Raw genomic sequence first — 11,319 nt, forward strand, 5'->3', positions numbered from 1 at the left:
TCTTTTGATATAACAGAACGAATCCATAAAATGAAAATTCAAAAAATACTTTTTACAGTATTTATATTTTGTATTACGCATGGCTACGCTCAATTGAGTGATTTGCATTATTTGCCACCATTAAAGCAAGGACAGAACAACCAAGCCATACAACAACAAGCTATTCATTTATCTACACCAGAAACCACCCCATTTACGGTTAACGTGTATAGGGGTACCAATCCCACAATATTAACTTCCTTTACCATATCAAATACGGCACCAGCAGAATACAATTTGGCAAATGGTGATAATAATATAACCCTGGTAGACAACGCCCATACCGGCGTAGTCATAACAGACGCAGGTCTTCGTTTTGAATCTACCGGTGGTGAACGGTTTTATGTAAACTACAGGGGTAGGTCTGGCTCCCAAGCGGCATCCTTAACCTCTAAGGGGCGTGCGGCCATGGGAACGCAATTTAAATGGGGAGGGGTTCCTAACTTAGGTACACATCCATCAAAATCCAACACCTTGGGTATCATGGCCACAGAAGACAATACTACAATTGATATTTTTGGTTATGATCCAAATTGTGTTTTTAGGTCTGGAAATAACGTTTCTGCCTTAACCGATGATTCTTATCAAATTACATTAAACGCAAACGAATCTTTTGTTTTTGAAGCCTACTTAGGAAATAATTTTTCTTTGGCGCAGAGCGAAGGTTGGATAGGTGCTTCCATAGTTTCCGATAAAGATATTGTGATTAGCAATGGTTCCATGAACTATGGTAGACAGGCAAATAATAGCAATAGAGATGCTGGTATTGACCAACCGGTACCAGAAAACCGATTGGGAAAAGAATATGTTTTTATACGAGGTAATGGCAACTCTAATGGCTGGACCGAGTTTCCCTTAATCATTGCTACACAAAACAATACTGCTATATACGTTAATGGGGCTACAACTCCTATCGCCACAATAAACAATGGAGAGTTCTTTGAAATTCCTAGTTCTAATTATTCTGCTAATACGGTAGGGGCCAATATGTATGTAACAACCTCAAAAGATGCATATGCTTACCAATGTATGGGCGGTTCTACAGCTGCATACACGCAAGGCTTAAATTTTGTTGCACCCGTAAACTGTCTACTACCAGATACCATGGATAACATTCCAGACATAAGAAACGCTGCGGGCGTAACGGTAACGGGTGGTGTAACCATAATAGCTTCAACATCTACGCCAGATGCCAACATAACGGTTACGGATGGTAATGGTAATGTAGCATTACCCCCTGCAAATACCGTAACAGGAACAGGCCTTTGGAAAACTTTTTATGTACCCAATTTAACTGGAAACGTAAGTGTAAACTCAACTGGACCTATAGCAGTAGGATTTATTGGATTTAACGGAGCCCGTGGTATTGCTGGATACTTTTCTGGTTTTGATACCGTACCAGAGGTAGATTTACAAGTAACCGGTGGTGGTTGCCTACCAACCGCTCAAGTTGAAGTTGTAGATGCAAATTTTGATGATTACCAATGGTTTGAAAATGGTTTATTAATAGCTGGAGCCAACGCATCTACCTATACCCCTACTAGAGCTGGTGATTATTATGTGAGGGTTACCAAAGGTGGCTGTACGTACGATAGCCAACCCTTACAAGCTTATTATTGTGATCCTGATATAGTAATTAGGAAAACCGCCAATCAAAACACGGTAACTAATGGTAACAATGTAACCTTTACCATTACCGTAGAGAGTTTAGGTAGGGATCCTATAACCAATGTAGTTTTAACAGACCTATTGCCAGATGGCATAAGCTTGGTGTCTGCAAGCCAATCTAAAGGAAGCTTTAACTATCCTAATTGGAACATTGGTACTATGAATAGCGGAGATTTGGAAACCTTGACTTTATTAACAAAAGCGTCTTTACCAGACATTTATACCAAAACGGCAACATACACCAATACCATTAGTAATGCCCAAGACCAAGTAGATGCCAATATTACCACAGATGATCCATCTGAAACCATAACCGTAAACTTTCAAGCTCCACAAACCGTAATTACCAATAGACGAATCACCGTTAGGGTAAACAAAAGTTAAAAAGTTTTGTAACAATTTTAATCAGGACTCGTCAAGTAGGTACAATCAATCAAAATAAAACGAGTTTTGAATACAATCTTAACGGTTAGCAACCTCACCAAAAAATTTGGCCCCTTGGTTGCGGTAAACGACCTTTCTTTCAGCATAGAAAAAGGCAATGTTTATGGAATTTTAGGTCCAAATGGGAGTGGAAAATCTACCACCTTAGGCATAATCTTAAATGTAGTTAATAAGACCAGCGGATCTTTTAGTTGGTTTAATGGTGAAACTTCTACACATGAAGCACTAAAAAAAGTAGGTGCCATAATAGAACGGCCCAACTTTTATCCTTACATGACAGCAATTCAAAATTTGAGGTTAGTCTGTAAAATCAAAGAAGTTTCAGAAGAAAAAATAGAAGAGAAACTAGCGCTGGTAGGTCTTTTAGAACGTAAAAACAGTAAGTTTAAAACCTATTCCTTGGGTATGAAGCAACGTTTGGCAATTGCCTCTGCCCTACTTAACGACCCAGAAATACTCATTTTAGATGAACCCACCAACGGCCTGGATCCAGAGGGAATACATCAAATTAGGGAAATAATCAAAAAAATTGCGAATCAAGGCACTACAATTTTATTGGCATCCCACCTTTTGGATGAGGTAGAAAAAGTTTGTAGCCATGTTGTTATCTTAAGAAAAGGCGTAAAACTCTATGCCGGCCCTGTAGACGGCCTATTAGCAAGTCATGGTTACTTTGTTTTGGCCGCCAATGACCAAATACAGTTGAAAACATTTTTGGAAAAACATGCCAGTTTTGGCAAAATAGAGGAATTTAACGGGCTACTTACGGCCTATTTAAAAGAAGAATTGGATGCTGGCGAATTAAATAAGCTGGTCATGGATCAAGGAATTCTGCTTTCCCATTTGGTTAAACGAAAAGAAAGTTTAGAAGAACAATTTTTAACCCTAACCAAAAACCGCCAATCATGATACGCTTATTACAAATAGAATTTATAAAATTATGGAACAATAGGGCTAGCAAGGTGCTAATCTTATCTTACTTTGTTTTGTTAACATCAATTGCGCTAGTAGCGGCCATAAAATTTGACATTGGTCCAATTAAATTTCACCTAGCGGAACAAGGAATTTTTAACTTCCCCTACATCTGGCATTTTAATACGTTTATAACTGCATTCTTTAAATTGTTTTTGGCAATTGTTATTGTCTCAATGATGGCCAATGAGTATAGCAACAAAACCATAAAACAGAATTTAATAGATGGGCTCTCCAAAAAAGAGTTTATTCTATCTAAATTTTTGACCGTACTTACTTTTGCGGCCATATCCACAGTATTTGTTTTTGTAGTATCCCTGTTACTAGGTTTGGCCTATTCAGATTACAATGAATTTTCTATTATCTTTTCAGATTTGGAGTTTTTATTGGCATTTTTTGTAAAGCTAGTGGGCTTTTTCAGTTTTTGTTTGTTTTTGGGCATATTAGTAAAGCGCTCTGCTTTTGCGTTGGGTTTTCTATTCTTATGGCAAATTTTAGAAGGAATTATAAGAGGTTTAATCCGCTGGAAATTATTAGACGGCACTGGCACTGATTTTGTTATGGGCTTTTTCCCCTTAAACGCCATGTTCAACTTAATTAAAGAACCTTTTACGCGTTTAAGTGCCGTACAAAATGTTGCTAACCAAGTAGGCGAATCGTTTAAATTGGACTACCACGTTTATTTTCATGAGGTACTGATTGTACTAGTTTGGAGTGGACTTTTTATTTATGGATCTTATGCACTTCTCAAGAAAAGAGATTTGTAATCATAAAAACTAAAATGCTAACATTTAGTTAGAATACTAGTACAAAGACCCTTTGTATCTTTACAATATGAAATTCAATGTAGTATCCGAATTTAAGCCAACCGGAGACCAACCGCAGGCAATAAAACAATTGGTAAAAGGCATAGAATCTGGAGACCCGCATCAAACCCTATTGGGGGTTACGGGTTCCGGTAAAACGTTTACTGTGGCCAATATAGTTGCAGAAGTACAAAAACCTACTTTGGTTTTGGCACATAATAAAACCTTGGCAGCCCAGCTGTACTCAGAATTTAAGCAGTTTTTTCCGAACAACGCAGTTGAATATTTTGTATCATACTATGACTATTATCAGCCAGAAGCCTATATACCCACTAGTGGAACGTACATAGATAAGGATTTATCTATAAATGAGGATATTGAAAAACTTAGATTAAGTACTACTTCCTCTCTCCTATCTGGCCGTAGGGATGTACTTGTAGTAGCTTCGGTTTCTTGCTTATACGGTATTGGTAACCCAATAGAATTTCAAAAAAACGTAATTACCATACACAGGGACCAAGTAATTTCTAGAACTAAATTTCTAAAGCAATTAGTACAAAGTCTTTATGCCAGGACAACGGCCGATTTTAGAAACGGAAATTTTAGGGTAAAAGGGGATGTGGTAGATGTATTTCCCGGTTATGCAGACCATGCTTTTAGAATCCATTTTTTTGGAGATGAAATTGAAGAAATAGAAGCCTTAGACCCACATAACAATACGGTTCTAGAAATCTACGAATCTTTGAATATCTATCCGGCCAACATGTTTGTAACCTCTCCGGACGTACTGCAAAACGCCATACGGGAAATTCAAGATGATTTGGTTAAGCAAATAGATTATTTTAAGGAAATTGGTAGACCATTAGAAGCTAAACGTTTAGAAGAGCGTACCAATTTTGATTTAGAAATGATTCGTGAATTGGGTTATTGCTCTGGTATAGAAAACTACTCTAGATATTTAGATGGTAGAAAACCGGGGACTAGACCATTCTGCTTATTAGACTATTTTCCTGATGATTATTTAATGGTAATAGATGAAAGCCATGTTACCATACCTCAGGTACATGCCATGTACGGTGGTGACCGCAGCAGAAAAGAGAATTTGGTGGAATATGGTTTTAGATTACCTGCCGCCCTAGATAATAGGCCCTTAAAGTTCGAGGAATTTCAAGCCTTACAAAACCAAACGCTTTATGTTAGTGCCACCCCAGCGGACTATGAGTTAGAATTAAGCGAAGGGGTTTATGTAGAACAGATTATACGCCCCACAGGACTGTTGGATCCAATTATTGAAGTAAGACCCAGTGAAAATCAAATAGACGATTTAATCGAAGAAATACAAACTAGGATAGAGTTAGATGAACGTACCCTGGTAACCACTTTGACCAAACGTATGGCGGAAGAATTAACCAAGTACCTAACCCGAATAGATGTACGCTGCAGGTATATACATAGTGATGTGGATACCCTGGAACGGGTTGAAATAATGCAAGATTTGAGAAAAGGATTGTTCGATGTTTTGGTGGGTGTTAACTTATTACGAGAAGGCTTGGATTTACCAGAAGTTTCGTTGGTTGCCATTTTGGATGCCGATAAAGAAGGATTCTTAAGAAGCAACCGTTCGCTTACCCAAACAGTGGGTAGGGCTGCTAGAAACCTAAACGGTAAGGCCATAATGTATGCAGATAAGATAACAGAAAGCATGCAAAAAACCATTGACGAAACCAATTACCGTAGAGAAAAGCAAATAAATTACAACACCACAAACAACATTACGCCCAAAGCATTGAACAAAAGTTTGGATAATGTACTGGCCAAAAACTCAGTTTCTACATATCATTTTGAGAAAGAAGCCATGAGAGCCGCGGAACCAGATTTGGATTATTTAACGCCTGATCAAAAAGACAAATTGATACGAGAAAAGAGAAAAGCCATGGAAAAGGCGGCCAAAGAACTTAATTTTATGGAAGCAGCAAAATTAAGGGACGAGATTAAAGTATTACAAGAAAAAGAATAAAAGAAAAGCCCTGCGATCGCAGGGCTTTTCCAAACTAACCAACTAAACAAACCAACCATCATGAAACACCTTTAGTTGGTGTAACACAAATTTTTTATCCTATTTGAATTAACCTTTTTGGTTTTGGCAAGGACTCCTCTTTTTTAGGTAAAGTCAATCTTAAAATACCATTTTCGTAGGTTGCATTAATAGAATCCGTATTAACGGTTTCTGGCAACGTAAACGCTCTTTTAAAAGAAGTCTTTTTAAATTCCCTTCTGGTATAATTGTCCTCTTTAGCCTCCGTTTCTCTTTCCACTTCAGAAGAAATGGTCAAAACATCATTATCTACTTCAACATTAAAATCATCTTTAACAAAACCTGGTAAGGCTAGCTCCAACGCAAAGTCCTTATCATTTTCTATAATATTAACCGCGGGAACATTTTTGTACGTTTCCATACCCCCAAACCAATCTGGAGCAAAAAACTCATTCATTAAATTAGGTAACATCAAATTATTTCTTTTTACTAAACTCATGGTTTTACATTTTAAATTTCAAATACACTTACTACAAGTCAAATATCAAACCAATTAAATTTAAATGACATTTCGTCTGTTTTAGAAGCGAAATAACTGACTTTTTGTCACTCAATAGTGTGTTTAGCAAATAATTAGACATAAAAAAATCCTGAATAAATCAGGATTTTCTAGCTAACTCAAATAATTACAGTTTTTTACGCCGCAATACGAACAGGAACGGTATAATATCTACCTTCCTTTACATCTTCTGCCTTCACTTTTTGGTAATTTAGCCTGCTTTTTACAAAGCTTTCTAAACTATCATCATTGGTATCTACGGATAACACTACAATTTCACCTTCTTGATTAATGGTAAACTTTACATTGGCCGTTAGGTCATTTTCAATATTGAAATTGTTTAAATCTAACATCTGATGAATTTCGTTAGATAATTGTTTGGCCAAACTAATTGGCTCTGTAGTGTTGGCAGATAAACTGGTTACTGCAAATAACATTGCTGTTGCGAAGAATAAACTAACTTTTCTCATGATAAATTCGTTTTTATTAATTGATTAATTGATGAATATGCTATAAAGACGGTCCAAAAATGATAATGTTACAGTTGTTTTACCTTTTAACACAATTTTTGCATTCCATCCCTTATTGCTATTCTCAGGTCAAAATTAGCATAGACTACAACTTAAAAAAAGAGGCATTGGCTCATTTAATACAAGATTAAAATTGATAACAATTGCCTAATCTTTTAGGTAGTTTAAGTAGTAGATAAACGGTTTAGTATAATTACAAGAAGTTTGTAATTTTTAACAGATTATAATTAGTAAAATCCATGCAAGAGCAAATACTATCTCATTAAAAAGCTAGAACGTAACGAAAATAAAAAAGGGGCAATGTTACGAAAACATTACCCCTCTATTCTTATAATTGGTATGGCTTACACCAATACTTCTTTTACCTTATCTGCAGCTTCTTGAAACTGTACTGCAGAGTGTACTGCAAGGCCAGAATTATCTATAATTTCCTTAGCCAATTCTGCGTTGGTTCCTTGTAAACGTACAATGATTGGCACCTGAATGGCGTCTCCCATATTTTTGTACGCGTCTACAACACCTTGGGCTACACGATCACAACGTACAATACCACCAAAAATGTTAATAAGAATAGCCTTTACGTTAGGGTCTTTCAAAATAATCCTGAAAGCTTCTTCTACTCTTTTGGCATCTGCAGTACCACCTACATCCAAAAAGTTCGCAGGTTCACCACCGGCCATTTTTATTAAATCCATAGTTGCCATGGCCAAACCAGCTCCGTTTACCATACAACCCACATTACCATCTAAATCTACATAGTTTAGACCTACTGCCTTAGCTTCAACCTCAATTGGATTTTCCTCTCTAAGGTCACGCATTTCGGCATAATTCTTTCTGCGGTACAACGCATTATCATCAATAGTAACCTTGGCATCTACCGCCATGATTTTATCGTCAGAAGTTTTAAGTACCGGATTAATTTCAAACATACTAGAATCGCTTTCTACGTATGCTTTATACAAGGCAGAAACAAATTTCACCATTTCTTTAAATGCCGTACCAGACAAACCTAGGTTAAAGGCTATTTTTCTGGCTTGGAAAGGTAAAAGACCTGTTGCCGGGTCTATTTCTTCGGTAAAAATAAGGTGTGGCGTTTTTTCCGCAACTTCCTCTATATCCATTCCTCCCTCTGTGGAGTACATAATCATATTTCTACCAGTACCTCTGTTTAAAAGTACAGAAACGTAGAATTCACTTGTTTCACTATCACCAGGATAATACACATCTTCTGCAACTAAAACTTGGTGTACTTTTTTACCCTCGGCAGAGGTCTGCGGAGTAACCAAATTCATTCCAATGATGTTACCTGCTAGCTCCTCTACTTCTTTAAGGTTTTTGGCCAATTTTACACCACCACCTTTACCACGACCACCTGCGTGGACCTGGGCTTTGATAACATGCCATCCTGTGCCTGTTTCTTGGGTTAGTTGTTTGGCGGCATCTACGGCTTCTTTTGCATTATGTGCAACAATTCCGCGTTGTACCCTTACTCCAAAACTTGCTAATATCTCTTTGCCTTGGTATTCATGAAGGTTCATAGGTATATCCTGTTAAATTTTAGTTCACAAAAATAACAAACCACTACTTTAATTTATAATTTCTGTGGATTATTTGAAATAACTTATTGTTTTGCGCGTAAAAAAACGAATTATATTTTAAAATCGCCGAAATCTAAAGGGTCAAAATTTCTAAAATGACCATTCATTTCAATAGCGCCCCGTGTACGTTTTAACTTATGCAACACCGCAATAGTCTCATCTAAATGACGGTTTAAAAAATGCAAACGATCGCTTTCTTTGGCAATTTGCAACAAATTGAACTCTTGCTCAAAAGATAATCCCATTTTGTGGGCAAAAGCATAGCTATTGAACTTATCTAGTGGCTTTTCTGGAAATTCTATCTCCATTAAATCGTACAATTCTTGGATTTTACGATAAACTACACGTCTAGTATGCAAATCGGCATCGTTTTCCATATCTAGAAAAGTTACCGATCCTCCCGGATACAATCTTCCGTTGAACTTATCGGCAAACGAGTCTATCTTAAAAATTTGCCTACCCACCCCAACAACATCCATTTCACCAGCATCATAAGTGTTTACAACCTCTACCAGTTGTATTTCGGTACCAAATGTCATTTTATTATCATAAAAGACAGGAATACCAAAAGTCATTGCTTCTGCCCTACAATCGTTGATTAGTTGCTTGTAACGGTCTTCAAAAATGTGTAACGGAACGGTCTCTCCCGGATAAAAAATACTTCGCAATGGAAATAATGGTAATTTCATAGTCTGTGTTTATCCACTAAAGGTAAGAAGCAAAAAGTTCACATTCAAGCAGATTGTTATATTTAAAACATTTTGTTGAATTTACTTAAATTGAGTTGCATTTTTTTGGTTGATACTAGAATTGAACTAGTTTTGAATCTAAAATTGTAGCATGACTAATTCCGACTTATTAAATGTAGTAAAACAACATGGTGCACCTGTTTACGTGTACGATGCAGACAAAATAGCTTTTCAATACAACAGACTTACCAATGCGTTTAAATCTGTTTCTCACTTGCGACTAAATTATGCCGTAAAGGCATTATCCAATATATCCGTTCTACGCCTTATGAATTCTTTAGGCAGTGGATTGGATACCGTATCCATACAAGAAGTTAAATTAGGCTTATTGGCTGGTTTTAAACCTGAGTCTATTATTTATACTCCAAATGGTGTTTCATTAGAAGAGATAGAAGAAGCTGCCGCTTTGGGGGTTCAAATAAATATTGATAACCTATCTATTTTAGAACAATTTGGAAGCAAGCATCCAGATATTCCGGTTTGTATACGCATAAATCCGCATGTTATGGCTGGTGGCAATTCTAATATTTCCGTTGGGCATATTGATTCTAAGTTTGGAATTAGCATTCATCAAATTCCACATTTGCTTCGCATTGTAGATTTAACCAAAATGAATATTAACGGTATACATATGCATACCGGTAGCGATATTTTAGATATTGATGTCTTCTTATACGCATCTGAAATCTTATTTGAGACCGCAAAAAATTTCAAAGATTTGGAATTTATAGATTTTGGAAGCGGCTTTAAGGTACCGTACAAAGCTGGAGATATAGAGACCAATGTAGAAGAATTGGGTAAAAAATTATCCAAACGTTTCAATCAATTCTGTAAAGAATATGGCAAAGATTTAACCTTAGCTTTTGAACCGGGTAAGTTTTTAGTTAGTGAGGCAGGGCAGTTTTTAGCAAAAGTTAATGTGGTTAAGCAAACTACCTCTACCGTGTTTGCCAGTGTGGATTCTGGTTTTAATCACTTAATTAGGCCCATGCTTTATGGCTCTAGTCATGAAATTGTAAATATTTCCAATCCTAAAGGACGTGAGCGTTACTACAGTGTAGTAGGTTATATTTGTGAGACGGATACTTTTGGTAGTAACCGAAGAATCAATGAAATATCTGAAGGAGATATACTAGCCTTTAAAAATGCCGGTGCCTATTGCTTTACTATGAGCAGTAATTATAACTCTAGGTACAGACCTGCAGAGGTACTTTGGCACGATGGAAAAGCATATTTGATTAGAGAAAGGGAAACCTTTGATGACATTTTGCGAAATCAGGTTGATGTAAAGGATATTTTTAAGCCCAAGAAAGAAACTGCCGTTGCGAAATAATTTGGTACGATTTTCGTTAGTTTTACTATAGTCTACAGACTATAGATAAAAACAAGATTATGAAGCAACTTTTACTTGCAATTACCTTTTTAGCCTCCTTGGGTTTAAGTGCCCAAGAAATTAACTGGATAAGCTTTGAAGAAGCGGTTAGCTTAACCCAAGAAGAAGGGAACACTAAGAAGGTATTTATTGATGTATATACAGATTGGTGCGGATGGTGCAAGAAAATGGATAAAGACACTTTTCAAAATCCAGAAGTAGCTGCCTATATGCAAGAGAACTTTTACATGGTAAAATTTAATGCAGAAGGCAAAGAACCTATTGAATACGATGGTAAAACCTTTAAGTATGTTCCTTCTGGTAAAAGAGGGTATCATGAGCTGGCGGCAGCTTTGCTTCAAGGCAGATTAAGCTACCCCACCGTTGTATTTTTAGATAAAGATTTAAAAATGCTGTCTCCTGTTCCGGGTTACCAAAAAGTACAACCGTTTATGCAGATAGCTAAATACTTTGGAGAGAACATCTACAAGGAAAAAGATTGGAAAACATATGCCGGAGTGGGCAAATAAAATACCTAAAACAAAAA

At 36.6% G+C, this 11,319-nt stretch carries 10 protein-coding genes; 6 read left to right on the top strand and 4 right to left on the bottom strand.

Annotation, left to right across the window (positions count from 1 at the left end):
- Positions 1-30: 30 nt before the first annotated feature.
- The 4 genes from ACXAGS_RS10295 (at position 31) to uvrB (ending at position 5,946) form a co-directional block, all read left to right on the top strand.
- Positions 31-2,091: a DUF11 domain-containing protein gene (locus ACXAGS_RS10295; RefSeq protein ID WP_474906553.1), complete on the top strand. Its 2,061-nt coding sequence runs from the start codon at positions 31-33 to the stop codon at positions 2,089-2,091.
- A 66-nt stretch (positions 2,092-2,157) separates the two neighbouring features.
- The gene (locus ACXAGS_RS10300; RefSeq protein WP_474906554.1) at positions 2,158-3,060 is read left to right on the top strand and encodes an ABC transporter ATP-binding protein; all 903 of its coding nucleotides are present in this window, start codon (positions 2,158-2,160) and stop codon (positions 3,058-3,060) included.
- The gene (locus ACXAGS_RS10305) at positions 3,057-3,890 is read left to right on the top strand and encodes an ABC transporter permease (protein WP_474906555.1); all 834 of its coding nucleotides are present in this window, start codon (positions 3,057-3,059) and stop codon (positions 3,888-3,890) included. The genes ACXAGS_RS10300 and ACXAGS_RS10305 overlap by 4 nt, the downstream gene beginning before the upstream one ends.
- A 67-nt stretch (positions 3,891-3,957) precedes the next feature.
- Positions 3,958-5,946 (top strand): excinuclease ABC subunit UvrB, encoded by a 1,989-nt coding sequence (gene uvrB, locus ACXAGS_RS10310; protein ID WP_474906557.1) that lies wholly within the window; start codon positions 3,958-3,960, stop codon positions 5,944-5,946.
- 94 nt (positions 5,947-6,040) lie between these two features.
- On the opposite strand, the gene ACXAGS_RS10315 is transcribed toward uvrB, so the two are convergent.
- The 4 genes from ACXAGS_RS10315 to ACXAGS_RS10330 form a co-directional block, all read right to left on the bottom strand.
- Complete coding sequence (locus tag ACXAGS_RS10315) at positions 6,041-6,463, bottom strand: Hsp20/alpha crystallin family protein (RefSeq protein WP_474906559.1); 423 nt, start codon at positions 6,461-6,463, stop codon at positions 6,041-6,043.
- Between the two features lie 197 nt (positions 6,464-6,660).
- Complete coding sequence (locus ACXAGS_RS10320; protein ID WP_474906560.1) at positions 6,661-6,993, bottom strand: hypothetical protein; 333 nt, start codon at positions 6,991-6,993, stop codon at positions 6,661-6,663.
- Positions 6,994-7,397: 404 nt separating this feature from the next.
- Positions 7,398-8,591, bottom strand: a complete 1,194-nt coding sequence (sucC, locus tag ACXAGS_RS10325) for an ADP-forming succinate--CoA ligase subunit beta (RefSeq protein WP_474906561.1) — start codon at positions 8,589-8,591, stop codon at positions 7,398-7,400.
- Positions 8,592-8,701: 110 nt separating this feature from the next.
- Complete coding sequence (locus ACXAGS_RS10330; RefSeq protein WP_474906562.1) at positions 8,702-9,340, bottom strand: LON peptidase substrate-binding domain-containing protein; 639 nt, start codon at positions 9,338-9,340, stop codon at positions 8,702-8,704.
- Between the two features lie 151 nt (positions 9,341-9,491).
- On the opposite strand from ACXAGS_RS10330, the gene lysA reads away from it, so the two are divergent.
- Together lysA and ACXAGS_RS10340 are read left to right on the top strand one after the other, a co-directional pair.
- The gene (lysA, locus tag ACXAGS_RS10335) at positions 9,492-10,733 is read left to right on the top strand and encodes a diaminopimelate decarboxylase (RefSeq protein ID WP_474906564.1); all 1,242 of its coding nucleotides are present in this window, start codon (positions 9,492-9,494) and stop codon (positions 10,731-10,733) included.
- Between the two features lie 59 nt (positions 10,734-10,792).
- Entirely contained in the window at positions 10,793-11,302 is a 510-nt protein-coding gene (locus ACXAGS_RS10340; RefSeq protein ID WP_474906566.1) for a thioredoxin family protein, read from the top strand.
- Positions 11,303-11,319 lie beyond the last annotated feature (17 nt).

This window comes from Croceivirga sp. ABH4_376, assembly GCF_056160685.1.

What these genes read in the sequence shown, in the direction of transcription:
- ACXAGS_RS10295 (WP_474906553.1), top strand. Translation starts at nt 31, where the DNA reads ATGAAAATTCAAAAAATACTTTTTACAGTATTTATATTTTGTATTACG.
- ACXAGS_RS10320 (WP_474906560.1), bottom strand. Translation starts at nt 6,993, where the DNA reads ATGAGAAAAGTTAGTTTATTCTTCGCAACAGCAATGTTATTTGCAGTA.
- uvrB (WP_474906557.1), top strand. Translation starts at nt 3,958, where the DNA reads ATGAAATTCAATGTAGTATCCGAATTTAAGCCAACCGGAGACCAACCG.
- ACXAGS_RS10305 (WP_474906555.1), top strand. Translation starts at nt 3,057, where the DNA reads ATGATACGCTTATTACAAATAGAATTTATAAAATTATGGAACAATAGG.
- lysA (WP_474906564.1), top strand. Translation starts at nt 9,492, where the DNA reads ATGACTAATTCCGACTTATTAAATGTAGTAAAACAACATGGTGCACCT.
- ACXAGS_RS10330 (WP_474906562.1), bottom strand. Translation starts at nt 9,340, where the DNA reads ATGAAATTACCATTATTTCCATTGCGAAGTATTTTTTATCCGGGAGAG.
- sucC (WP_474906561.1), bottom strand. Translation starts at nt 8,591, where the DNA reads ATGAACCTTCATGAATACCAAGGCAAAGAGATATTAGCAAGTTTTGGA.
- ACXAGS_RS10340 (WP_474906566.1), top strand. Translation starts at nt 10,793, where the DNA reads ATGAAGCAACTTTTACTTGCAATTACCTTTTTAGCCTCCTTGGGTTTA.
- ACXAGS_RS10315 (WP_474906559.1), bottom strand. Translation starts at nt 6,463, where the DNA reads ATGAGTTTAGTAAAAAGAAATAATTTGATGTTACCTAATTTAATGAAT.